General features: G+C 29.1%; 26 protein-coding genes and 1 riboswitch. Of the genes, 23 read left to right on the top strand and 3 right to left on the bottom strand.

The window, feature by feature from the left end:
* Positions 1-6 precede the first annotated feature (6 nt).
* From rlmN to RT714_RS05685, 8 genes are all read left to right on the top strand, one after another.
* Entirely contained in the window at positions 7-1,056 is a 1,050-nt protein-coding gene (gene rlmN / locus RT714_RS05720; protein ID WP_313756613.1) for a 23S rRNA (adenine(2503)-C(2))-methyltransferase RlmN, read from the top strand.
* A gap of 12 nt (positions 1,057-1,068) precedes the next feature.
* Positions 1,069-1,800 (top strand): Stp1/IreP family PP2C-type Ser/Thr phosphatase, encoded by a 732-nt coding sequence (locus RT714_RS05715; RefSeq protein WP_313756612.1) that lies wholly within the window; start codon positions 1,069-1,071, stop codon positions 1,798-1,800.
* A gap of 13 nt (positions 1,801-1,813) precedes the next feature.
* Positions 1,814-3,763, top strand: a complete 1,950-nt coding sequence (pknB, locus tag RT714_RS05710) for a Stk1 family PASTA domain-containing Ser/Thr kinase (protein WP_313756611.1) — start codon at positions 1,814-1,816, stop codon at positions 3,761-3,763.
* 9 nt (positions 3,764-3,772) lie between these two features.
* On the top strand, positions 3,773-4,648 hold the full coding sequence (gene rsgA / locus RT714_RS05705) for a ribosome small subunit-dependent GTPase A (RefSeq protein ID WP_313756610.1): 876 nt from the start codon (positions 3,773-3,775) through the stop codon (positions 4,646-4,648).
* Position 4,649: 1 nt separating this feature from the next.
* Positions 4,650-5,297: a ribulose-phosphate 3-epimerase gene (gene rpe / locus RT714_RS05700; RefSeq protein WP_313756609.1), complete on the top strand. Its 648-nt coding sequence runs from the start codon at positions 4,650-4,652 to the stop codon at positions 5,295-5,297.
* A gap of 43 nt (positions 5,298-5,340) precedes the next feature.
* Positions 5,341-5,441, top strand: a riboswitch (TPP riboswitch).
* 56 nt (positions 5,442-5,497) lie between these two features.
* Positions 5,498-6,046, top strand: coding sequence for an energy-coupled thiamine transporter ThiT (gene thiT, locus RT714_RS05695; protein WP_313756608.1), 549 nt, complete (start codon positions 5,498-5,500; stop codon positions 6,044-6,046).
* 16 nt (positions 6,047-6,062) lie between these two features.
* On the top strand, positions 6,063-6,698 hold the full coding sequence (locus tag RT714_RS05690; protein WP_313756607.1) for a thiamine diphosphokinase: 636 nt from the start codon (positions 6,063-6,065) through the stop codon (positions 6,696-6,698).
* Positions 6,699-6,783: 85 nt separating this feature from the next.
* Positions 6,784-6,954, top strand: coding sequence for a hypothetical protein (locus RT714_RS05685; RefSeq protein WP_313756606.1), 171 nt, complete (start codon positions 6,784-6,786; stop codon positions 6,952-6,954).
* A gap of 42 nt (positions 6,955-6,996) precedes the next feature.
* Here the strand turns inward: RT714_RS05685 and rpmB are convergent, their stop codons facing one another.
* Complete coding sequence (gene rpmB / locus RT714_RS05680) at positions 6,997-7,188, bottom strand: 50S ribosomal protein L28 (RefSeq protein ID WP_072972578.1); 192 nt, start codon at positions 7,186-7,188, stop codon at positions 6,997-6,999.
* A 213-nt stretch (positions 7,189-7,401) separates the two neighbouring features.
* Between rpmB and RT714_RS05675 the strand changes: the two genes are divergently transcribed.
* The 6 genes from RT714_RS05675 to RT714_RS05650 are packed head-to-tail and all read left to right on the top strand — an operon-like array spanning position 7,402 to position 13,104.
* On the top strand, positions 7,402-7,758 hold the full coding sequence (locus tag RT714_RS05675; protein ID WP_072972576.1) for an Asp23/Gls24 family envelope stress response protein: 357 nt from the start codon (positions 7,402-7,404) through the stop codon (positions 7,756-7,758).
* A gap of 18 nt (positions 7,759-7,776) precedes the next feature.
* On the top strand, positions 7,777-9,423 hold the full coding sequence (locus RT714_RS05670) for a DAK2 domain-containing protein (protein ID WP_313756605.1): 1,647 nt from the start codon (positions 7,777-7,779) through the stop codon (positions 9,421-9,423).
* A gap of 55 nt (positions 9,424-9,478) precedes the next feature.
* On the top strand, positions 9,479-11,539 hold the full coding sequence (recG, locus tag RT714_RS05665; RefSeq protein ID WP_313756604.1) for an ATP-dependent DNA helicase RecG: 2,061 nt from the start codon (positions 9,479-9,481) through the stop codon (positions 11,537-11,539).
* A gap of 60 nt (positions 11,540-11,599) precedes the next feature.
* A complete protein-coding gene (rsmD, locus tag RT714_RS05660) occupies positions 11,600-12,157 on the top strand; it encodes a 16S rRNA (guanine(966)-N(2))-methyltransferase RsmD (RefSeq protein ID WP_313756603.1) in 558 nt (185 codons plus the stop codon).
* A 12-nt stretch (positions 12,158-12,169) separates the two neighbouring features.
* On the top strand, positions 12,170-12,652 hold the full coding sequence (coaD, locus tag RT714_RS05655) for a pantetheine-phosphate adenylyltransferase (RefSeq protein WP_313756602.1): 483 nt from the start codon (positions 12,170-12,172) through the stop codon (positions 12,650-12,652).
* 5 nt (positions 12,653-12,657) lie between these two features.
* Positions 12,658-13,104 (top strand): ATPase, encoded by a 447-nt coding sequence (locus RT714_RS05650; protein WP_313756601.1) that lies wholly within the window; start codon positions 12,658-12,660, stop codon positions 13,102-13,104.
* On the opposite strand, the gene ylbJ is transcribed toward RT714_RS05650, so the two are convergent.
* Both ylbJ and RT714_RS05640 read right to left on the bottom strand, forming a co-directional pair.
* Positions 13,088-14,314: a sporulation integral membrane protein YlbJ gene (gene ylbJ / locus RT714_RS05645; RefSeq protein ID WP_313756600.1), complete on the bottom strand. Its 1,227-nt coding sequence runs from the start codon at positions 14,312-14,314 to the stop codon at positions 13,088-13,090. The two genes, RT714_RS05650 and ylbJ, sit on opposite strands and share 17 nt — an antisense overlap.
* A gap of 53 nt (positions 14,315-14,367) precedes the next feature.
* The gene (locus RT714_RS05640; protein WP_313756599.1) at positions 14,368-15,612 is read right to left on the bottom strand and encodes a nucleotidyltransferase; all 1,245 of its coding nucleotides are present in this window, start codon (positions 15,610-15,612) and stop codon (positions 14,368-14,370) included.
* A 113-nt stretch (positions 15,613-15,725) separates the two neighbouring features.
* On the opposite strand from RT714_RS05640, the gene RT714_RS05635 reads away from it, so the two are divergent.
* The 9 genes from RT714_RS05635 (at position 15,726) to ftsY (ending at position 25,879) form a co-directional block, all read left to right on the top strand.
* Positions 15,726-16,922, top strand: coding sequence for an acetate kinase (locus RT714_RS05635; protein ID WP_313756598.1), 1,197 nt, complete (start codon positions 15,726-15,728; stop codon positions 16,920-16,922).
* A gap of 66 nt (positions 16,923-16,988) precedes the next feature.
* A complete protein-coding gene (locus RT714_RS05630; RefSeq protein WP_313756597.1) occupies positions 16,989-17,507 on the top strand; it encodes a DUF177 domain-containing protein in 519 nt (172 codons plus the stop codon).
* A gap of 13 nt (positions 17,508-17,520) precedes the next feature.
* Complete coding sequence (rpmF, locus tag RT714_RS05625; RefSeq protein ID WP_313756596.1) at positions 17,521-17,700, top strand: 50S ribosomal protein L32; 180 nt, start codon at positions 17,521-17,523, stop codon at positions 17,698-17,700.
* 114 nt (positions 17,701-17,814) lie between these two features.
* Positions 17,815-18,813 carry a phosphate acyltransferase PlsX gene (gene plsX / locus RT714_RS05620; protein WP_313756595.1) on the top strand — a complete coding sequence of 333 codons (999 nt, stop codon included), beginning with the start codon at positions 17,815-17,817 and terminating at the stop codon, positions 18,811-18,813.
* Between the two features lie 32 nt (positions 18,814-18,845).
* Complete coding sequence (gene acpP, locus RT714_RS05615) at positions 18,846-19,076, top strand: acyl carrier protein (protein ID WP_399326076.1); 231 nt, start codon at positions 18,846-18,848, stop codon at positions 19,074-19,076.
* Between the two features lie 47 nt (positions 19,077-19,123).
* A complete protein-coding gene (gene rnc / locus RT714_RS05610) occupies positions 19,124-19,846 on the top strand; it encodes a ribonuclease III (RefSeq protein ID WP_313756593.1) in 723 nt (240 codons plus the stop codon).
* Positions 19,839-20,924 (top strand): radical SAM protein, encoded by a 1,086-nt coding sequence (locus RT714_RS05605; RefSeq protein WP_313756592.1) that lies wholly within the window; start codon positions 19,839-19,841, stop codon positions 20,922-20,924. Before rnc ends, RT714_RS05605 begins: the two co-directional genes overlap by 8 nt.
* 58 nt (positions 20,925-20,982) lie before the next feature.
* On the top strand, positions 20,983-24,561 hold the full coding sequence (gene smc / locus RT714_RS05600) for a chromosome segregation protein SMC (protein WP_313756591.1): 3,579 nt from the start codon (positions 20,983-20,985) through the stop codon (positions 24,559-24,561).
* Positions 24,562-24,571: 10 nt separating this feature from the next.
* A complete protein-coding gene (gene ftsY / locus RT714_RS05595; protein ID WP_313756590.1) occupies positions 24,572-25,879 on the top strand; it encodes a signal recognition particle-docking protein FtsY in 1,308 nt (435 codons plus the stop codon).
* Positions 25,880-25,945: the final 66 nt, after the last annotated feature.

Below are 25,945 nucleotides of genomic sequence, written 5' to 3'. Positions count from 1 at the left end.
GATTAATTGAATAAGATTGAACTAAATAGTTTAACTTTAAAAGAATTAAAGGAATATATGGTTTCAATACAGGAAAAATCTTTTAGAGGAGAGCAAGTATTCTCATATTTTCATAGAAATAAAAAAGGAGATATTGAAAATTTAAAGGTATTACCTGAAAACCTAAGAAAATATTTACTTGATAACACAAAGGTTAATAAAATAGATATTTACAAAGTTTTTGCTTCAAAAATTGATAATACCAAAAAATATTTATTTTTATTAGATGATATGAATATTATTGAATCCGTAGCTATGGAATATAATCATGGCTTAACTGCCTGTATATCTACTCAAGTAGGCTGTAAGATGGGATGTTCCTTTTGTGCTTCTACTAAAGAGGGATTAATCAGAAATTTAACCCCAGCAGAAATGGTTAATCAAATTTATATGATGGAAAAGGATTTAGGAAAAGATATTTCTAATATAGTATTAATGGGAAGTGGAGAGCCATTAGATAACTATGATAATACTATAAAATTTATCAACATTATTCATGATGAAAAAGGTCATAATATTAGTCTTAGAAACATTGCTTTGTCAACATGTGGGGTCGTCCCTAGGATTTATGATTTGGCTAATGAGAACATACCAATAACATTGTCCATATCATTACATTCACCCTTTGATGCTGAAAGAAAAAAAATCATGCCAATAGCTGAAAAATATTCTATAGACGAATTAATAAAGGCATGTAGATTTTACTCAGAAAGAACTAAAAGAAGAATTACTTTCGAATATACTTTAATTGATAATGTAAACGATAGAGATGTAGATATAAAAGAATTGATTAAAATTCTTGAAGGACTAAAATGTCATATTAACTTAATTCCATTAAATCCAATTCGAGAATTTAATAAGGACAGGCCAAGTAGGAAAAATATAGAAAGGGTGCAAAGAATCTTAAGTAATAGAGGTATTGCTGTTACCATAAGGCGAGAGATGGGTGGAGATATTAGTGCTTCATGCGGACAGCTTAGACGTGCTGTTACTCAAGGTAATAATAAAAGATTTTAATGGGGTGGTATTATGGTCATTGGTTCTATTTCTGATATAGGTAAGATTAGAGAAAATAACCAAGATGCTTTTTATGCATCTCAAAATCCATCTTTTCCACTATATATAGTTGCTGATGGAATGGGAGGACATAAAGCAGGGGAAGTAGCTAGCCTTATGGCAAAAAATATTATTGAAAATAATTTTATAGGAGCAAAAGCTAGTCTAACAAATGAAGAATCAGTAATAAAGTTAATTAAAAAAGCAATAGAAGAAGCAAATATAAAGATCTATCTTAAATCTCTTGAAGATGAAAAATATAATGGCATGGGTACAACTATAACTTTAGCCTACATACTTAAGGATAAAATTTGCATCGGACATGTTGGAGATAGTAGAGCCTATTTAATTAGAGATGGAGAGATATTTCAAATAACGGAGGATCATTCCTTTGTAAATGAACTTTTGAAAACCGGTAGTATAACAAAAGAAGAGGCAAAAACTCATCCTAAGAGAAATATGATAACTAGAGCTGTTGGTTCTAGTAGCATTATAGAAATGGATTTAGTAATTAAAGAATATGCTAAAAATGATATATTGTTATTATGTAGTGATGGCCTTTCTAATATGTTAAAGGAGTTCGAAATTAAAAATGCTTTCATAGGAGAAGATGATATTCAAAAAGCCTGTGAAAATTTAGCGATTATGGCTAATGATAGTGGGGGATTTGATAATATTACCATAGTTGCTATTAAATTTAATTAGATGAGGTGAAAAAATGATAGGCAAGATTTTAGGTGGAAGATACGAAATAATAGAGCAAATTGGTGGCGGAGGCATGGCCTTAGTATATAAGGCAAAATGTCAACTTCTAGATAGATTTGTAGCTGTAAAGGTTTTAAAAGAGGAATTTGTAAATGATGAAGAATTTGTTAGAAAGTTTAGAAGAGAATCCCAAGCTGCTGCTAGCCTTTCACATCCAAATATAGTCAATATTTATGATGTTGGTGTTGAAAATGATGAAGATAGTCAAATTTATTATATTGTAATGGAATATATAAAAGGAAAGACATTAAAAGAAATTATAAAAGAAAATGGTAAATTATCTATAGAAAATACATTGGAATATTCATACCAAATTGCAGAAGCATTACAACATGCCCATAAAAATCATTTAGTTCATAGGGATATAAAACCCCATAATATTATGATTACAGATGATAATAGGGTTAAGGTTACGGATTTTGGTATCGCAAGGGCGGCTACAAGTTCAACTATGACAACAACATCTAATGTATTAGGCTCAGTTCATTATTTTTCCCCAGAACAAGCTAGAGGAGGATATACTGATGAGAAGTCTGATATATATTCCCTTGGTATAGTTATGTATGAAATGCTTACAGGTAAACTTCCTTATGAAGGTGAAAGCCCTATAACTGTTGCTTTAAAGCATGTTCAGGAAGATATTAAACCACCCCGAGAATTTAATAGTGAAATACCAATTGGATTTGAAAATATTATCTTAAAATGTGTACAAAAAAGGCAAGCCGACAGATATGCAAATATTACTGAATTAATAAAGGATTTAAGAAGGATAAAAGGGAATCCAACTGACTTTGGATTTGAAGATATGGACAACTATGATTCTCATACTAAGATAATTCCAATAGTTGATATAGAGGATGATGAAATTATGAAAGACAATAAAAAATCAAAAAGCACAAAAAAAACAAGTAAAAAAGATGGCGGTGGGAAAGTCGTTTTTTTAGGAATTTTTTTAGCGTTTTTATTAGCAACCAGTATTTGGTTAGGAGCCTATAAATTAAAAAGTTTTTTTGCCAGTGGTGATTTAATTACTGTTCCAAATATAGTAGGAATGCAAGAAGAAGAAGCTAGAAAAAAAATTGAAGACCTTGGATTAAAATTTGAAGTGGAGAGTAGAGTGAAAAATAGTGAATATAAAGCAGGAGAAGTTATCTTTCAAAGTGAGGCTGAAGATACTAAATTAAAAGAAGGTTATCCTATTAAAGTTACAATAAGTGAAGGAGATAATCAAATAAAGGTTCCTAGTTTTGTAAATAAAGATTTAGATAAAGCTAAAGAACTGGCTGAAAAATCTGATTTACTTATTAGAACAGATTATGAACATTCTGATACAGTACCTGAAAATGTAGTTATTAGTCAAACTCCCGATAGTGGCTCTAGTGTAGAACCAGGAACTAGAATAACTTTGGTAATAAGTCAAGGCAAAGAAATAAAGCTTGTAATCATGCCAAAGGTAACTGGATTAAATATTGAAAAAGCTAAATCTGAAATTCTTAAAGCAGGACTTCAAGTTGGTGATGTCATACCTCAACCAAGTGAAAGTGTAGGAAAAGATATAGTCACTTGGCAAAGTTATAATCAAGGAACTGAATTAGAAAGTGATACAGCAGTTGATTTATATATAAGTAGTGGACCAAGTCAAGAAAATAATAATGAAGGAGAGAATAATAATACTGGAGATAAAGAAGGACCAATAACATTTTTAATAACTCCTTTACCAGATGTAGAAGAAACAAGAATTAAAATAATAAGGATTCAAGATGATAAAACTGAAGTGGTATATGATAGAACACATAAGGCTACAGAAGAACCATTTTATAGAACATTTACTGGAAAGAAAGGTGCAGTTTTTGAAATATACTATAATGATGAATTTAAAAAGAGTGAACCTAAAAGAGAATAGAGGGCTTTTATGATAAATGGGATAATAGTTAAAGGTATTGGTGGATTTTATTATGTAAGAACAAAATCAGATATAGTAGAATGTAGGGCAAGGGGTGTCTTTAGAGAAGAAAAATTGACTCCCCTTGTAGGAGATAAGGTGAGAATTAGAATAAGTAATGAAGATAATACTGGATATATTGAAGAAATATATCCGAGGACATCTAAGCTTCTAAGACCGCCAGTAGCAAATATTACTCAAGCAATTATAGTAATGAGTATAAGAAAGCCAGATGTTAACCCTTGGTTATTGGATAGGTTTATTATAATGGCTGAACATGAGAACTTGGATATTGTAATTTGTATAAATAAATCTGATTTAGCAGAAGAAAAGGCATTGGATTTGAAAAGCATTTATGAAAGTATAGGATATAAAGTTATTAATACTAGTATAGTAACAGGCAAGGGTATTGATGAATTAAAAGGATTATTGAATAATAATATATCAGTTTTTGCTGGGCCTTCAGGTGCGGGAAAATCATCGCTTTTGAATACAGTTAATGAAAATTTTAAACTGGAAACTGGTAATGTAAGCTTCAAGACTAAAAGAGGAAAACATACTACTAGACATATAGAACTTTTAGAATTACATGACAATACTTTTGTTCTCGATTCCCCTGGATTTAGTTCTTTAAATATAGATTTTATTGAACAAGAAATAGAACTTAAAAACTATTTCCGAGAGATATATAAATATGGAGATAAATGTAGATTTATTAGTTGTCTACATAAAAATGAACCAAATTGTGAAGTAAAGAAACAGGTAGAAGAAGGAAATATAAGAAAAGAAAGATATGAAAATTATTTACTTTTCCTTGAAGAAATAAAAAATATTAGGAGGTACTAAAATGGCCAAAATTGCGCCTTCATTACTTTCAGCAGATTTTGCTAACTTAAAAGAAGAAATAAAAAAAATAGAAAATGGTGGTGCCGATTATCTTCATTTAGATGTGATGGATGGTATGTATGTACCTAATATTACTTTTGGACCTCCAGTAATTAAAAAACTAAGGAAGGTTACGGAAATTCCCTTTGACGTACATTTAATGATAGATAAACCTGAAAGATATATTAAAGATTTTGTTGATGCAGGTGCTGATATAATAACTGTTCATGAAGAGGCGACTATTCATTTGCATAGAACTATACAAGAGATAAAATCCTATGGTATTATGGCAGGAGTATCTTTAAATCCTTCAACACCATTAGAGAATATAGAGTATATCTTAGGAGATGTTGATTTAATCCTTATAATGACAGTTAACCCTGGCTTCGGTGGACAGTCTTTTATTATATCTATGAAAGATAAGATAAGAAGATTAAGAAAAATCATTGATGAAAGAAATTTAAATATTATAATTGAAGTAGATGGTGGAGTAAAGTTAAATAATGCTAAAGAAATATTAAACTGTGGAGCAGAGTTATTGGTGGCTGGTTCAGATATATTTGGAGCAGAAGATATAGAATATAGAACTAAAGAATTTAAAATGTTGTAAATTAGTAAATCTATGTTATAATAGAATTAATTAAATAATAAAAAATTAACACTAGGGGAGTCAATTGGCTGAGAGAGGATATTTATCCCGACCCTTAGACCTGAACTAGGTAATGCTAGCGTAGGGAAGTGTGTATTAGCCTTTAAATACCCATTACCTACGTTGGTGATGGGGTTTTTAATTTAAAGGAGGAGTTTTTTATGAAAAAATGGAGTACTAAGATGATTGTAGAGGCAGGTATTATGTTGGCTTTAGCTATTGTGCTAAGCAGAATAAAGATTTATGAAGCTCCACAAGGTGGTTCTGTAACGGCAGGTAGCATGATACCTATACTATTATTTGCTATGCGTTGGGGAGCCGGACCAGGGATAATTGCAGGCACAACTTTTGGAGTTTTAAAAATCATATTAGGTGCATGGATATTTTCACCAACACAAGCTATATTAGAATATCCTGTGGCTTTTGGATTACTAGGTTTAGCAGGTCTATTCTCTAGTTGGGATAGTAATGATTCCAAAGTAAAGTATTATTTTAATACTGCTTTATCAACAGCTTTAGCTATAGGTGGAAGATTTATCTGTCACTTCCTTGCAGGTGTAATCTTTTTTAAAGAATATGCAGGAGATACAAATCCTTGGCTTTATTCTTTAGGTTATCAAGCAAGTTATTTAGTGCCTGAATTTATAATTTCTGCAATTATATTATCTTTAATATGGAAACCATTGCAAAAAGCTATAAAAGCAAATTAGAAAAAGGATGATGTATATGAAAGGGTTAATTGTATCTAGTGGCACTATTATAGATTATAATAGATTAGAGTCAGTAGTTAAACAAGTAGATTTTATTATATGTGCAGATGGTGGAATGAACCATCTTATGAAAATCAATAGAAAGCCAGATTTAGTTATAGGAGATCTAGATTCTATTAGCCAAGTTTCATTAGATTATATAAAACATGAGAATATACCTATGAAAAAGTATCCGTCTATTAAAGATGAAACAGATACGGAACTTGCCATGGAATATTTAATAGATAGAGGATATAAAGAAATCATATTAACAGGGGTTACTGGAACTAGACAAGACCATACTATGGCAAATATATTTTTATTAAGTACTTTATATGATAAAGGAATTAAGGGAAAGATAGTAGATGATAATAATATTATTTACTTAACAGATGACTATTTGGAACTACCATGTTTAAAAAATAGCTATATTTCCATTATACCCATAGCAGAAGATGGAATTGTTATATCTCTAAAGGGCTTTTTCTATAATTTAGACAATGAATTTATTAAGTTTGGTTCTACTTATGGAATTAGCAATGAGATTGTAGATAATATTGGAATAATTAAAATTCATAGGGGTAAAGCATTGGTATTTATTTCAAAAGATTAAATCTTATAATTATAACTCTAAACTTTTGTAACCATTTCTTTGTATTTCGAATACAATATAATAAAGTATTGTAGGGGTGTTAAATATGAAGAGGTTTTGCTATAGGTATATAAGGAAGATAAAAAGAATAGTAGGTATAACTTTAGCTGCCATTGGAATTTTGATAATTATAAAATTTATACCTATACAAGTGTTTCTGCTACTAATTGGAATAGGGCTACTTATAATGGGGACATTGATATTAAAAATAAAATAAGGCTTACCATTTTATACATGGAAGCCTTATTTTATTACATAATTATAATGCTCTTTCAACATATCCAGATCTTAAACATCTAGTACATACATTAATTTTTTTTGTTCCACCATTAACTATCGCTCTAACTGATCTAATATTGGGTGACCAACTTCTTGAACTCTTTTTATTTGAGAAAGTAACTTTGTTACCAAATACTTTTCCCTTTCCACATACTTCACAAACTTTCGCCATGAAAAACACCTCCTTAATCTACTACTGAAAATACTTTAAAGTATTTTTTCTAAATTTCAATAATAACACATTATATTCTAACATAATAATTAGTAAAAATGCAACCAAAATGTATTATTATATTAATTATAATCATAGGATTTAGTTGAACTATTTTAATATTTAGGGTAAAATATAAAATATGGTATATTGAAAATAAGGAGGCGATTATATATGCCAGCCAAAACAAATACTGAATATGGAGCAATTAGTATAGATGATAATGTAATAGCTACCCTTGCAGGGATATCTGCCATGGAGAGTTACGGTATAGTCGGTATGGCTTCTAAGAATGCTACAGATGGTTTGTTTGAGTTATTGAAATGGGACTATTTATCTAAGGGCATAAAGGTATATACAAAAGATGATAAATTAACTATTGATTTACATGTTATATTGGAATATGGAGTAAGAATATCTGTAGTTGCAGAGAATATAATTGAAAGGGTTAAGTTTAATGTTGAAAATTTAACTGGTCTAAAAATAGACAAAATAAATGTACATGTACAAGGAATAAGAGTTGAAAAGTAGTTTGAGGAGGTACTATAATTGAAAATTGAAATTCTAGATGGAGCGATGCTGAAAAAGGCCTTAGCAGGTGCGGCAAAGTTCCTAGAAGATAATAAAGAGGAGGTAAACTCCTTAAATGTTTTTCCTGTTCCTGATGGAGATACAGGTACAAATATGTCTTTGACAGTAAATTCTGCTATAAAACAAGGACTTAACCTTGATGAAGATAGTGTTTCTAAAATAGCATTAGCTACTTCGCATGGTTCTTTGATGGGTGCTAGGGGTAACTCTGGTGTTATTTTATCACAACTTTTCCGCGGGTTTGCAAATGGGTTAGATGGAAATGATGTTGCTGACGTTAAAATACTTGCTGAGGCATTTAAGCAGGCTGCTGATACGGCATATAAAGCTGTTATGAAGCCAACAGAAGGAACTATTTTAACTGTAGCTAGAGAATGCGGAGAATATGCAATTTCCATTAGTAGAGAAGAAAAGGATGTTTTGGTTTTTCTTAAAAAGGTGATAAATCATGGAGAGATAACCCTTAGTAGAACTCCAGATATGCTTCCAGTATTGAAACAGGCTGGAGTAGTTGATGCTGGAGGTAAGGGATTAATCTATGTCTTAACTGGTGCATACAATGCTTTAGCTGGTATAGAAAATATTGAAATTAAGATTGAAGAAAAGAAAAAAGTTGAACCAAAGGAATATCAACGTCATGAACATATAGATACAGATGATATTAAATATGGTTATTGTACAGAATTTATAATTAATACTAATTATAAAGAAATCGATTCCTTTAGAAATGAGCTATCAATACAAGGAGATTCATTAATGGTAGTAGGTGGAGATGGACTTATAAAGGTTCACGTCCATACAAATACCCCGGGAGTAGTACTTGAAAAAGCACTTAGTATTGGTGAGCTAACAGATATAAAAATTGATAATATGAGATATCAACATGAGGAAATTTTATTAAAATCGGAATTGTCTAAGTCTAATAATGAAGAAAATAAAAGTTTAGAAAAGGAATATTCTTTTGTTGCAATATCTATTGGAGAAGGAATTGATGAAGTTTTTAAAGGTCTTAATGTAGATATACTGGTTTCTGGTGGGCAAACTATGAACCCAAGTACAGAAGATATACTTAATGCTATTGATAATACATTAGGTAAAAATGTATTTATACTTCCTAATAATAGTAATATTATTTTAACAGCAGAACAGACTAAAGAACTTAGTTCTAGGAATATAATAGTTATTCCTTCAAAAACTATACCTCAAGGAATTGCTGCATTACTAGCTTTTGATGAGTTTAAATCTTTAGAGGAAAATATAGAGGATATGAAAGATGCAATAAAAAATGTAAAAACAGGTCAAGTTACTTATTCTGTTAGGGATACAGAATTAAATGACACCAAGATATATAAGGATGATATTATTGGAATTTCTGAAGGCGATATAGTAGCAAATGGGAAAAATATAAATGAAGTTGCTATAAGATTATTAGATAATATGATTGACGAGGATACTTCACTAATTACTATTTTACATGGTTCTGATTTAGATGAAGATTCAGCTAAGGATTTAGAAAATCAATTATCTAGTTTATATGAAGATATTGATGTGGAATTGGTATTTGGTGGTCAACCTATATATTACTATATATTTTCTGTAGAATAAAACCCTACCTTTTGGTAGGGTTTTTTGGTATTATTAACTATAGGGGTGATCATAAATGGAGTCATTATCCGCAAATATTCAATATATAAAAGGTGTAGGTCCTAAAAGGGCTTCTAAACTGAGAAGATTAAATATAAATACTATAGAAGATTTAATATATTTTGTACCTAGGGATTATGATGATAGAACGAAATTTAAGACATTGAGAGAATGTGAAATAGGGGAAAAAATAAGTTTAGAAGTTGAGATAATAGGTAAAGCTAATATATTAAGACCAAGGAAGAATTTATCCATTATAAAAATTCCTGTTAAGGATAGTTCTTACAATGCAAATTTAATATGGTTTAACCAAGAATATTTAAAAGATAAATTTAGAATTGGTGAAAGATTAATAATAAATGGCAAAATTAATAAAGTTGGCATGGAAATTCAAATAGTCAGTCCTATTTTTGAAAAACCAAATGCTATGGATAAAGTAGGTAGAATAACTCCTATATACTCTTTAACTGAGGGACTAACTAATAACGAAATAATAAAGATTATTGATTATTCTATTAATGAATATATAGATGAAATTATAGAATTTTTACCAAAGGATATAATGGATAAATATGAGTTAATTGGCATCAAAGATGCTATTAGAAATATTCATTTTCCTAAAAACAATATTTTATTAGAAAAGGCTAAGAAAAGACTTTCTTTTCAAGAACTGCTAATTTTGCAAATGGGACTTTTTATTATCAAAAGTAAAAACTTTAGTAATAATAAGGGGATTAGATTTAACAAAACTAAAGAAGTATATGGTTTTATTGAAAAATTACCTTTTAAACTTACCAATTCACAAATTAATGTTTTTAAAGAAATTGAAGAAGATATGGAAAAAGATACTCAAATGAATAGATTGGTACAAGGAGATGTAGGTTCAGGTAAAACTGTAGTAGCAGTTCTTGCTATGTTCAAAGCTATATTATCTGGTTATCAGGCTGTAATGATGGCTCCTACAGAAATACTAGCTAGTCAGCATTTTGAGTCGCTAAGGAGTTTTTTTTCAGGACATAATATTAGGATAGAATTATTAATTGGAAGTATTTCTCCAAAGGGAAAAGAGGAAATATTATTAGATTTAAAAGAAGGAAATATAGACATACTAATAGGAACTCATGCTATAATTCAGGATAATGTAGAGTTTAAAAATCTAGGTATTGCTATTACAGATGAGCAACATAGATTTGGTGTAAAGCAGAGGGCTATTTTATCTCAAAAAGGAAGTAATCCTGATATTATCGTTATGACTGCAACTCCTATTCCTAGAACCTTGGCTCTTATTTTATATGGAGATTTAGATATTTCTATTATTGATGAACTTCCACCAGGAAGAAAGGAAATCGAAACATACGCTGTTGGTCCTGAAATGATAGAAAGGGTTAATAAATTTATTAGTAAACAAATTTTAGAAGGAAGACAAGCATATATAGTATGTCCTTTAATAGAGGAAAATGAGAATCTAACATTAAATGCGGCGGAAGAGTTATATATAAATTTTAAAGATAATATATTTAAGGATTTTAAGCTGGGGTTATTACATGGTAAAATGAAACCTAAGGAAAAGGATTTAGTTATGGAAGAATTTAAAGAGCATAAAATCGATATATTAGTCTCCACGACAGTTGTTGAAGTAGGTGTAAATGTACCAAACTCTAATATTATGGTTATTTATAATGCAGAGAGATTTGGGTTGGCTCAACTGCATCAATTAAGAGGAAGAGTAGGAAGAGGAGAGCATCAGTCTTATTGTATATTGATAAATGAAAGTAATAGTAAAATATCTAAAGAGAGAATGAGGATATTACAAAATTCTACTGATGGGTTTAAAATTTCAGAAAAAGATTTGGAATTAAGAGGGCCTGGAGAATTTTTTGGAACTAGACAACATGGACTACCTGAATTAAAGGTAGCGAACTTATTTACAGATATGGAAATTTTAAAGCTTGCTCAAAAAGAAGGAATAAACATTATAAATCAAGACCCTAACTTATCAAAGGAAAGATATAGGGAACTAAAAAAGAAGATACAAAAAATGTTTTCAAATTCTGAAGAATATTTAACTTTTAATTAATTTTTGTTTCAAAATCCTTAATATATGATAAAATAATTGTGTAAGTGAGGAGGTAAATACTTGAGAGTTATATCAGGTTCTAGAAAAGGACATAAATTAAAGGTACCTAAAGGAATGAAAGTTAGACCAACTGAGGACAGAACTAAGGAAGCCTTATTTAATATATTAAATCATATAGATGAAAATAGCATTATATTAGATGCATTTGGAGGTTCTGGTTCTATAGGCATAGAGTTTTTAAGTAGAGGAGCTAAAACCTGCTATTTTATAGATAACTCTATAGAAAGTATAAACATTATAAATGAAAATTTAGAGCATACAAGATTTTTAGAACAAAGCATTGTAATTAAATCAGATATTTTAGTAGCTATAAGAAAGTTCAGTGCAAAAAAATTAGCATTTAATTATATCTATTTGGATCCTCCTTTTCGTCAAGAAGGATTAGTTAATGAACTTCTAAAAGCTGTAGATATAGAAGATGTTTTAACTAAAGATGGTATGATAATAGTTGAGCATGAAAAGGAATTAGATTTAGAAGAGAATTTATTTGGATTTACTAAATCAGATTTTAGAAGATATGGTAGCAAATCCTTATCGTTTTATAAAAGAAAGACTTAGGGAGGAAATTTTATGAGAGCAATATATCCAGGGAGCTTTGATCCAGTTACATATGGTCATTTAGATATTATAGAAAGAACTTCTAAAAAGGTGGAACATCTAATAGTAGCTGTATTAAATAACCCATCTAAGAAAAGTGTTTTTTCTTTAGAAGAAAGAATTAAATTGTTAAAAGAGGTTACAAAAGAATTTCCTAATGTGGAAATAGACTTTTTTTCTGGACTTCTCACTGATTATGCAATAAAAAGAAATTGTACAACTATGATTAGGGGACTTAGAGCTGTTTCAGATTTTGAATATGAAATGCAGATGGCTTTAGTTAATAAAAAAATAAACGATGAAATCGAAACGCTTTTTATGGTATCTAGTAGCAAATATGCATATTTAAGTTCAAGTATTGTTAAAGAAGTAGCTATGTTTGGTGGAAATATTTCTTGTTTTGTTCCCAAAATTGTTGAACAAGCTTTAAAGAATAAATTTAAAGGAGGAATATAGTACATATGGAAGTTTTGAGACTAATTGATGAAATAGAGGATATTGTGGAAGCAGGGACAAGCTTACCGTTCTCGGGAAAAGTGATGATAGACAAATTTGAAGTTTTAGAAATATTAAAAGAAATTAGAATTAAATTGCCAGATGAAATTAAGCAAGCATCTTGGATTAAAGATGAAAGACAGAGGATTTTAGCAGAAGCTCAAAAAGATGCAGATACAGTTTTAAAAGAAGCTGAATATAGATTAGAAGAATTAGTTGATCAGGAGGAGATTACTAAAAAAGCAAATGCTAGGGCGGAAGAAATAATTAATAAGGCCCAATCCAATGCTAAGGAAATTAGAATTGGTTCCATGGAATATGCTGATAGTTTATTGGAAGAAACACAAGAAAACTTAAAGGAATTAATTCAATTATTAAATGAAAATAGAAAAGAACTTAGAGGCTCAAATTGAGCCTTTTAAATATTTCATAGATGCCTGAAACTAATAGTGATAGTAAAAAAATATATATACTCAAGGTTAAGGCAAGCTTTGCAGACCTAGTTAATAGGAAGATCCAATTAGAAAAACTATATTGGATATTAAAAGGTATTGAATTATAAAAGGTTGTTTGTACATAGTCTTGATATTTTAGCAAATATATTATATATCCAAACATAGTCGATAATATTCCGTGAAAAAATTTTGATATAATATATAATCTGCTATTTAAATCTGTATTATTAATAAAGCTAAGGGCTTGACTATGAACAGAAAGTCCACCCCATCCAATCAAGAAGTTAATTATTAGTATTTTATTAATAAAATTTATATTTGAAAGGGCAATATTCTTACAGCCTATGGTCATTTCAAAGAAACCTATAATTGTACCTTTAATTAGTTGTGCATCTAAATCCAATAAATTACTTATATAATATAGTATTGTATTCAAGAATTTCATACTAAATAATACTTCAACTAATACGGAGTAGAATATTATTAAACCTCCTATTAGTATTATGGTATCCATACTTTCTTTGACAGATTTTGCTATTAAAGAACCTATGGGTTTTTTTGTTTTTGACCATATTTTATAGGAGCCTTGTATTTCGTGAAATATATTTCTGTTTTGTGTTTTAGTTGTTTTCCTATTACTTGAGTTATAAAAGCTAGAAAACAATCCCAAAACCAATACAGATAAGTAATGAGGAATAATAATTAATGGTGAAATTGTAGGGTCATTTAACATTCCTATACTGACTGCACCTAACATAAAAAGAGGACCAGATGTACTTGTAAAGCATATTAGTCTATCACCTTCATTTTTCGTTATTAATCTTTCTTCTCGTAATCTAGAGGTTATCTTAGTACCTACAGGGTAACCAGATAATAAAGACATAGTTATAGGGAAAGCACCTTCACCTGGCATATTAAACAATGGTTTCATTAATGGTTCCAATAGTTTTCCAATGAAATCAATAAATCCTAATCCTATAAGGATCTCAGATATAATAAAAAAAGGCAGAAGAGAAGGAAGTATTATATTAAACCATGTATTTATACCAGCAGTAGCACTATTTAGAGAAAGTTTAGGATTAGTTATTATTCCTGTTAACGCTATAATAATTATTATTAAAAATATTAAATTTATATTAAAATTTTTATGCCTTTTTTTCTTTACCATGTTTGCACCCCCTATAAACAATGTTATGAATTATAGAGGGACAATATGATGTATTATTTAATATAAGGAGAATTATAATAATCCATATTTGCTAAAGCATTAGATGAGTTTAATCCAAGAAAGAATATATCTGTAGCCTTTTTATCAAACATAAGAATTTTTTCTAAGGATTCAGATCTAAAATGTTTATAATCAGCAAATTTTGTTATAATAGGTAAAGAAGAGTTTTCTTTGATTTTATTTAATAAAATTAAACCATTTTTGTTAGCGCCTAAAACCCTAATATATGAAGGATAGTAATTGTAAAGTTCTTTGAAAGTATTATTATCAAGTTGATTTAACAGATGAATAAATAATCTTTGTATACGTGTTCTTGGATATCGTTTTGTTATAATGCTATCTATTATTTCTTTGATATTATTATTTTTAGAGCCTTTATCAATCATTCTATTTTCAAGACCGTTTTCAATATCCATTAGAGATTGTAATTTGCTTTTTTCTATTGTACGAATTAAATATAGAAAAATTTGATTATAATTTTCTATATAGTTAAAGTCCTTGTAATTTTCAAGATATTCTTCTAGACAATAATATGTTTCAATAGGAACTAAGTCTTTAATATAATTTAAGTCTTTAGTTTTAATTAAACTTCTTATTGCCGTTGCACTAGCAAAACCATCAGATAAATGTAAATCGTTATAATTACTACCAGAGCGTTTTATAGCAATAGGGGTTATTTTAGATTTGATTTTATTTAATGCTTTTAAATACTCTATTCCTAATATATTATTAGATTGAACAAGTATTTTTTCATAGTCGCATTGATTATTTGGGGAAATAATATTAATATATTCTCCGATGGCGTTACTTCGTGATATAGAGTAGGATAGACCCAAAGATAAATGATATTTTAATCTTTCTTTATAGTAATTAGGTTCCTCTGATAGTATAGATGCTATTTTTACTAAGGGCTCTAACTTTCCTAATTCACTTCCAAATGCTAGATAATCTACAATATTTAGGCTATCCATCAATTTTACTCCGCCATAAGCAAATAATTCTGCAGATTGAGATGCAAATATAAAAGGGAGCTCTAACACCAAATCTACACCATTATCTATTGCCATTTTAGCCTTGGACCACTTATCTATAAAAGATGGCTCGCCCCTCTGTAAAAATGAACCGCTCATTATGGCAATAGAATAATTTCCCTTAGCTTTTTTCATAGATTGCTCTAAATGATATTTATGTCCATAATGAAATGGATTATATTCAGTAATAAACCCAACAACTGTCATAGTAACCTCCAAAATATATTTTCTTTAATTATATCATGTTGATTTTTTAACACAAATGTAATATTATGAATTATAGACAAAAGAACAATTAATTAATTAGGAGGAATAAAAATATGAAAATTCTTGTAATTAACTGTGGAAGTTCTTCTCTAAAATATCAGTTAATAGATATGAATGGAGAAGAAGTTCTATGTAAAGGACTTGTAGAGAGAATAGGAATCGAAGGTTCTAAAATAAAACATGATACTACAGGCAAAGAGAGAGTAATAATTGAAGAGCCTATGGCTGATCATAAAGTTGCATTAGGTTTAGTTCTTAATGCTTTAATTGATGAAAATCATGGAGCAATAAAATCCATGGATGAAATTGGAGCAGTGGGACATAGAGTTGTACATGGTGGAGAAACATTTGCTTCATCTGTTATAATAGATGATGAGGTTATGAAAGTTCTTGATGAATGTATAGAGTTGGCACCTTTACATAATCCGCCAAATATCACTGGAATAGAAGCTTGTAAAGAATTAATGCCAAATACACCAATGGTTGCAGTATTTGACACTGCTTTCCACCAAACAATGGAAGCAGATAATTATATTTATCCTATACCTTATGAGTTTTATGAAAAATACAAAATTAGAAGATATGGATTCCATGGTACTTCCCATAAATACGTATCTTTAAGAGCAGCTGAAATATTAGGTAAGGATATTAAGGATTTAAATATTGTTACTTGTCACTTAGGAAATGGCTCTAGTGTATGTGCAGTACAAGGTGGAAAATCTATGGATACAAGTATGGGCTTTACTCCATTAGAGGGATTAGCAATGGGAACTAGATCAGGAGATATAGATCCAGCTATAATTCCATTTATTATGGATAAGGAAAATATGAGTTTTGAAGAAGTAAATAATATGTTAAATAAACAATCAGGTGTATTAGGTATTTCAGGAATAAGTAGTGACTTTAGAGATTTAGAAATAGCTATGAATGAGGGTAATGAAAGAGCAAAACTTGCCTTAGATGTTTTTGTTAATAGGGTTAAAAAATATGTAGGAGCTTATGTTGCTACTATGTGTAGAATAGATGCTTTAGTATTTACAGCAGGTATTGGTGAAAATTCAAGTTATATTAGAGAAAAGGTTTGTGAAGGATTAGAATGTTTAGGCATCAAGATTGATGCGGATTTAAACAATGTAAGGGGAGAAGAATCTAAACTTAACAAGGATTTAACTTCGGCTACTATACTTGTTATTCCTACAAATGAAGAATTAATGATAGCTAGAGATACATTAGAATTAGTGTCTAAATAATATTATTCTTGACAAATTGATGCCTCCTTTATATAATTATCTTTGTTAGTCTAAGAGGTGAAAAATATGATAATTGACTTATCAAGTTTTCTTGATGGAAGTAATGAATCTTTACATTTTGAAGGGGAACTAAAAATAGATAGTTTGGATTTAAGTGAAAGAGACATTAAAATAGTTGAGCCTATAAGATATGAGGGTGAGGTATTTAAAGTAGATGGGGAGAAGACAGTAGATATTAGAATATTTTATACTTATATGGAAAACTGTCATAGATGCTTGAAGCCTACTACTAATAAAATAAAGACTATTTTATCTGGAAAACTTGTAAAAGGTAAGGAAGAAATTAATGAGGAAAATGAAGGTTATGATGAATTGTTCTACTATGAAGATGGTAATTTAGATATTAGAGAACATATTTTAAGCCAAGTAATTCTTTCTTTACCTATGAAATCCTTATGTAATGCTGATTGCAAAGGGTTGTGTCTTACATGTGGAGCAGATTTAAATAATACAAAATGCAATTGTATTCAAGAGAATATTGATCCAAGATTTGAAAAATTAAAGAATTTTTTTCCGAAGAATTAAGGAGGTGTTTTAAATGGCTGTACCAAAACGAAAAACTTCTAAAACTAGAAGAGATAAGAGAAGAGCTTCTTCTTACAGACTAAACAAAGCTACAGTTGTTGAGTGTCCACAATGTCATGAGCCAAAACAACCACATAGAGTTTGTAGATCATGTGGATATTACAAAAACAGGGAAGTTATTGCAGTAGAATAATAAAAAAAGATAGTGATATTCACTATCTTTTTTTAATTTAATATTGCATTTTATTTTAGTCTAATATATATTAAATATCAGTAGTCTTAAAATACACGGCATTGGAGGGTAATTATGAAGATTATTATTGATGCTATGGGCGGAGATAAAGGACCTATTGAAGTAGTTAAAGGAACTATTGATGCCGTAAATGAATATGGTGTTAATGTTATATTGGTGGGAAAAGAGGACATAATACAAAATGAATTAAAAAAATATGACTATTCAAAGGATAATGTTGAAATCTTAGTTGCTAATGATATAATAACCAATGAGGATGATCCGGCTATGGCAATTAGAAGGAAGAAAGATTCGTCGATGGTAGTTGGTGCCAAAGCTTTAGCAGATGGCATAGGTGATGGATTTATATCAGCTGGCAGTACAGGAGCTTTATTAGCATCTGGAATTTTTATTGTTAAGAGGATAGAGGGTATAGATAGAGCAGCACTAACAGTTATTTATCCTACTATAAAGGGCTTTTCATTACTCTTAGATGCAGGTGCTAATGTGGATTGTAAGCCAGAATACTTATATCAATTTGCTTTAATGGGTTCAGTTTATATGGAAAAAGCTATGGGTGTGAAATTTCCTACCATAGGGCTTATAAATATAGGTGCAGAAGAAGGAAAGGGAAATACACTATCTAAGGAAACTTATGAAATCCTTAAAAAGTCGCAGTTGAATTTTAGAGGGAATATAGAAGCTAGAGAATTACCTAGTGGTATAGTAGATGTTATTGTATCTGATGGATTTGTTGGTAATGTAGCTTTGAAATTAACTGAGGGTATGGCAATTTCTATTTTTTCAATTTTAAAGGAAGAATTCGTAAAAAATTCTAGGACTAAGATTGGTGCAGCCTTACTTAAACCTGAATTGAGAAATATAAAGGCTATGATGGATTATAGAGAGCAAGGCGGTGCGCCTTTATTAGGTATAAGAAAACCTATGGTAAAGGCACATGGTAGCTCTGATGCTTTTGCTATAAAAAATGCAATAAATCAATTAATAAAATTCATGGAAAAAGATGTAATAAAAATAATTGAAGATAATATGCATGTACTAGATAATAAATAATTAATTAATTAATTTTGGAGGAGATAATAATGATTTATAAAAAAATAAAAACAATAATTGCAACACAATTTAATGTAGATGAGGATGAAATTACCAAGGATACTTCTTTTAAGGACACTCTAAATGCAGATTCCTTAGATTTAGTGGAATTAATAATGGCGTTAGAAGATGAATTTGGACTTGAAATGGAAGATGAAGATATGGATAGTATAAAAACTGTTGGAGATGCTGTTGAATATATTACAAATGCATTAGAAGAATAATAGTTAGGGCGTAAATGCCCTAATTGTTATTGATGGAGGTATTATGTATGAAAGGGAATATTAAAGAGTTCAAGTGGCTAGAACCCTTGGAAGAAAATTTAAATTATAAATTTAAAGATATAAAACTATTAAAAACTGCATTAACTCATAGTTCTTATGCAAATGAAAATAAAATGAAAATCACTGACAATAATGAAAGGCTTGAATTTTTAGGTGATACTATTCTAAGCTTAATAGTAAGTCAATATTTGTATAAAAAGTATCCATATTATCCAGAGGGAGAGTTAACTAAAATCAGGGCAAAGGTTGTATGTGAATCTTCTTTGGCATTTGCTGCCAGAAAAATTAATTTAGGTGATTATCTCTTATTAGGAAAAGGTGAGGAAGCTACTGGAGGAAGAGATAGGGATTCGATTTTAGCTGATGCTATTGAAGCTTTAGTGGGTGCTATTTATATGGATAGTGACTTTGAAGTTGTAAATAAATTATTACTTGAAAACTTTGAAGCAGATATTGTATATGCTGTAGCCAAAGGGGCTTTATTTATTGATTATAAAACGGAATTGCAAGAAAGTCTTCAAAAAATAACTAGGGCGAAAATAGAATATAGGGTCGTAAAAGAAGAAGGTCCAGATCATAATAAGATATTTTATATGGATGTAATGATTGACGATAAAATTGTTGGGACAGGTACGGGACGAAATAAAAAAGAAGCAGAGCAAATGGCTGCCAAGGAAGCGCTTCTTATAATGGATGATCATCATGAGTAAACATTATATAATTCCAATATTTGTTCCCCATTATGGCTGCCCCCATGATTGCGTTTTTTGTAATCAGAAGAAAATTACTGGATTATCTACTAATGTAACATCAATAGATGTAAAAAATATTATTGAAGAGCATCTAATGACTTTCAAACCAGGTTCTACTATAGAGGTTGCATTTTATGGTGGAAGTTTTACTGCAATAGATATAAATATTCAAAAGGAACTCTTAGCCATTCCCCATGAGTATAAGATGAATGGAAGAATAGATGGTATTAGGTTATCAACTAGACCTGATTGCATAGATGAAAATATATTAAAAAATCTAAAAGATTATTCAGTAGATACCATTGAATTAGGAGTACAATCTTTAGATGATTTTGTTTTATATAAAAGTGGCAGAGGTCATACATCAGAAGACGTATATAAGGCTGCAGAGCTAATAAAGGAATTTGGATTTAATCTTGGGTTACAAATGATGATAGGTCTTCCAGGAGATACTGTGGAGAAGGCAATGTATACATGTAAAGAATTTATTAGATTATCTCCCTACTGTGTAAGAATATATCCAACCTTGGTAATAAAGGACACTTATTTAGAAAAACAGTTTTTAGCTGGAGAGTATCTGCCCATATCTTTTGAAGAATCAATAGCCTTATGCTCTATACTTCTTATGTTATATGAGATAAATAATATTGATGTTATCAGAATTGGGTTGCAGCCTACTGAAAATATACAATTAGGTAAAGATGTAGTTTCAGGACCATTTCATCCAGCCTTTAGACAAATTGTAGAGTCAAATATATTTAGATTATTACTTAAATATTATTTTGATATAAATAAGATTAATACTAATGATAAAAGCTTAATTATAGATTCAAATAGTAAAAACATATCCCCTATTTCTGGTCAGAAATCAAGTAATATTAAATATTTTATTGATAAATATGGATTTAATAGGATAAAAATATATACAAAAGAAATAGATATAAATCATATAGGCATTACAATTGACGAATTTTATGATAAAATAAATATGAAATTATTGATGGTATCCTATCTAAAGGATAATTCCATTATTTAGATTAATAAAAGGTTTCCTTACGGTTGGAAACCTTTAATCATAAGAAGAGGTGTTTTACTTGCGATTGAAGAAAGTGGAGATACAAGGGTTTAAATCTTTTGCTGATAAGACGGAAATTGAAATTAAAGATGGTATTATAGCCATTGTAGGACCAAATGGTAGTGGTAAAAGTAATATTTCTGATGCCATAAGATGGGTGCTAGGAGAGCAAAGTGTAAAAAATCTTAGGGGCAGTAAGATGGAAGATGTAATATTTGCTGGAACTAGTAAGAGAAAGGCATTAGGTTACTGCGAAGTCACAATTACATTTGATAATAAAAATGGTGAGATACCACTTGATTATACTGAGGTGGCAGTTACAAGAAGAATGTTTAGATCTGGGGAATCAGAGTATTATATAAATAAAAACTCCTGTAGATTAAAGGATGTTAGGGAGCTGTTTATGGATACAGGAGTAGGTAAGGATGGTTATTCAATTATTGGACAAGGTCGTATAGAGGAAATATTGAGTAATAGACCTGAGGATAGAAGAAGTATTTTTGAAGAGGCAGCAGGAATAGTAAAATATAAATCAAAAAAAGAAGAAGCTGAAAGAAAACTAGAAAAAACAGAAGCTAATATAATAAGGATTAAGGATTTAATATTTGAATTATCTAATCAATTAGAAACCTTAGAGGTTCAAGCTTATAAAGCCAATTGTTTTACTGAATTGTATAATCGATTAAAACAATTGGAAGTTAATATATTTATAAAAGATATAAATAAAATCAATGTTCAAATAGAAGAGATAAATAGAAAAAATTGTATTTTGAAAGATGAATTTCTTAAAAAGACAGATGAAAGGCAGTCAATTGAAGATAAATTTAATTTGCTTAAAGAAAGCATAGATAATTTAGAATCAAAAATTGAAATATGTAGAAATAAGAACTTAGAAATAGTAAATGAATTAGATAAAAATCAAAATCAACTTTCCATAATTGGTGAAAAAAATAAATTTTATAATAAGGATTTGGAAAGATTAAAAGAAGAAAAAAACAATTTGAATTCAAGATTAAAAGATATTCAAATAACTAATATTAACTTGGCAAAAGATAAAGAAATATATCAAGAAGAATATGATAGATTGTTAGAGGAATATAATGGAAAAACATTAGAATTAACAAAAGAACTCGAAGTATTAGAAGAGAGAGAAAGGTCTATTGAAGATGAAAAAAATAATATAATTAAAATTTATAATAATTCATCAGATAAAAAGTCAGAGTTAAATAGCATTATTTCTTTTAATGAAAATATTGAGAAGAGAATATCTCAATTAAATAAAGAGATTAGTACAATGGATATTGAAAAAAAATTAAATAGAGATAAGTATGATGAATTATTTAGTACAGAAAATCAACTAAAAAAAAGATTATGTGATTTAGAAAATAAACTGGAAAAAACAAAGAAAATGGAATCTGATAATATAAATGCCTTGGATATAATTAATAAAAAGATAAATACTAGCAATATGGAAGTCCAATCTAAAACATCTAGTTTTAGAATACTTAAAAATATGGAAGAAGATTATGAAGGATATTATAAAGGAGTTAAATCTTTGTTAAAAGTAGCTAAGCGAGAGGCAAAACTACAAGAAGGGCTTATGGGCGTAGTAGCAGAACTCATAAATGTAGATGAAAAATTTGAAAGGGCAATTGATATTGGTTTAGGTTCTAATTCACAAAATATAGTCACTAAAACAGAAGAAGATGCTAAAAATATAATAGAATATTTAAAGCGTAATAAGCTTGGAAGAGTAACGTTTTTACCACTTAATGTTATAAAAGGTAATACATTAAACATAAATCTTCAAGATAGAAAAGAGTTTAAAATTCATGGTCTAGGGTTTGAGTTAATTGAATTTGATAAGAAATATGAAAATATTTTTAAATTTTTACTTGGAAGAACTATAGTAATTGAGAATATTGATTATGGTATTAAGTTTGCAAACAAATATAATCATGCCTATAGAATTGTTACTTTAGAAGGAGAAGTATTAAACCCAGGTGGTTCTATGACTGGAGGAAGTTATAATACCAGTGGTATAAGTATAATCAGCAGAAAAAGTAAAATAGAGAGATTGACAGAAGATATAAAAAAATTAAATGAAGTATATGAAAGATTAGAAGAAGAGAGAAATATACTTTTAGATGATCAAAAAGATATTAGAGTAAGGATGGTTGAATTAGAGAAAACAATTAAAGATACGGAATATTCAATAATAAATACAAATAACCAGAAAGAAAAATATATGAATGAAGCAACTAGGTTAGAAGAATTAATAAAAAAGTCAAAGAAAGAAATAAGTAGTTTAGATATTGAAATAAACAACTATGAAGATAAAAAGAAAGAATTGATAGAGATCTTATCAAAATTAGATGAAGATAGTATAAATCAGAAAGAAAAAATTAAAAATCTAACATCTAAATATAATGAAGAAAAATTAATTAGAGAAAATAAAGTAAAAATTCTTACGGATATAAAAATAAATCTTAATTCAATTGATAGTAAGATAAATAATTTTCATGAAAATCTAGCTAAAAATCAAAGAGAAATTGAAGAAATTAATAATTTGCTTAAGGAAAAAGATGAATTAATATTATTTAATGAAAATAAGATAGAAGAAATAATAAATACTAAAGCTATTTTAGATGAGGAAATAAAAACTTTAAATATTACGGAAAGCGATACAAAAAATCAATTAGATAAGTTAATATCTAATAAAAATAAATTTATGGAAAGCTTTTATTCTGAACAAGAACAATTAAAAGAAATCAATAAATTAATTATGGAGACTGAAAGAGATATAAACTCTAATGAGGTTAAGTTAGCTAGAGTTTCTGTTCAACTTGAAAATTATCATAAAAAGTTAGCAGATGATTATGAATTAAGTTACGAGGATGCGCTAAGATATGAAATAGAAATAAAAAATATTCAAGAAGCAATAATTGAAGCGAGAAAGTTAAAAGTGGAGATAAAGGAACTAGGTACAGTTAATTTAAGCTCTATAGAGGAACATAAGAATTTAAAAGAAAGATTAGATTTTATTTTAAAACAACAAAAAGATTTAATAAATGCAAAAGAGAACCTAAAAGAAGTTATTAAGGATATAGAGGACACAATGGAAAGTCAATTTCTTTTAAATTTTAAAAATATAAATGATAATTTTAAGGAAATATTTAAGATTCTATTTGATGGAGGACAAGCAGAGTTAGTCATAGAGAATAATGAGGATATTTTAAATTCTGGAATTGAAATTAAAGCTCAGCCACCAGGAAAGAAACTTCAAAGTTTGACCCTGTTATCAGGTGGTGAAAAGTCACTAACAGCTGTAGCTTTATTATTTGCAATATTAAAATTGAAACCATCACCATTTTGTATATTAGATGAAATTGATGCAGCTCTTGATGAAGCCAATATTAGTAGATATACTAGCTATTTGAAAACAATATCTGATAATACTCAGTTTGTTCTTATTACCCATAGAAAAACAACTATGGAAATAGCAGATGTTCTATATGGGGTTTCAATGGAGGAAGAAGGAATATCCAAGCTAATATCGGTTAAATTAAAAGATAATATTAATGAAATAGCAAGTTAGGAGGAAAGAAATGTTAAAATGGTTTAAAAAATTCGGTAAAAAAAATGAAAAAGAAGTTCAAGAAGAAAAGATTATAGAAAATAAGGAAGAATTAACTGAAAATCAAATTGAGAAGTTAATTGAAGATGAAGTCGAAGAAGAAATAGAAATAGAAGAAATAGAACAAATAGTTGAGTTGGAAAAAGAAGAGCAAGTAGAAGAAGTCCAAGAAAAGGTAGAAGAAATTCAAGAAGAATTAGATAATCTAGAAGTTGAGTTAATGGAAGAGGATTTAGAGATTAAAGAAACTGAAGAAGTTGAGAAAGAAGTAGAAGAGTTATCTTTAAATAAGGAGATAGAGAAAATTGAAACGCCATTAGTTGAAGAAACAAAGATAGAAGAAGAAAAACCAATTAAAAAGAAACCTAACTTTTTCGAGAAGCTTATGGGTGGATTAACTAAGACTAGAAATGATATTTCTAATAAGATTGACGGAATTTTAAAGTCATATAAGAAAATAGATGAGGAGCTTTTTGACGATTTAGAAGAAGTGTTAGTTACTGCCGATGTAGGAGTAAATACTACTATGGAGTTAATAGATAGATTGAGAGATAGGGTTAAAGAAGAAAAAGTATTAGAACCAGAAAGGGTAAAGGAACTCCTTAAGGATGAAATTAAAAAACTTATGCTAGAGTCCGTATCAGATAATGAGTTGAAAATAGAGCCTTCTCCTGCATTAATTTTAGTTGTAGGTGTAAATGGAGTTGGTAAGACTACTACAATAGGAAAACTATCTAATAATTTTAAAAATCAGGGAAAAAAGATTTTGATAGCTGCTGGTGATACCTTTAGAGCTGCTGCTATTGAGCAATTAGAAGAATGGGGTAATAGAGCAGGAGTTGAAGTCATATCTCATAGTGAAGGTGCAGATCCTGCAGCAGTTATTTATGATGGTATTCAGGCGGCTAAAGCAAGAAAAACTGATATATTGATTTGTGATACAGCTGGTAGACTTCATAATAAATCTAATCTTATGAATGAATTAAATAAAATATTTAGAGTTGCAGAAAGAGAATATGGGGATGCTACAAAAGAAGTATTATTAGTATTAGATGCCACAACTGGACAAAACGCTATTAACCAAGCAAAGGTATTTAAAGAAGTAGCAAATATAACTGGTGTTGCACTTACTAAACTAGATGGAACAGCAAAAGGTGGAGTTATTATAGCTTTACAGGCTGAACTAAAAATCCCTGTTAAATTAGTAGGCGTAGGTGAAGGAATAGAGGATTTGCAACCATTTATTGCAGAAGATTTTGTGGAAGCGATTTTTGATTAATAGTTATTGACAAAATAGAATTCTTATAATAAAATAATACTGTCAAGTAAAATACTTGACAGTATT

This window comes from Tissierella sp., from assembly GCF_032104385.1.
Lineage (GTDB): Bacteria > Bacillota > Clostridia > Tissierellales > Tissierellaceae > Tissierella.
The sequence above is the reverse complement of the archived record's forward strand: the minus strand, read 5'-3'. Positions and strand labels throughout refer to the sequence as shown.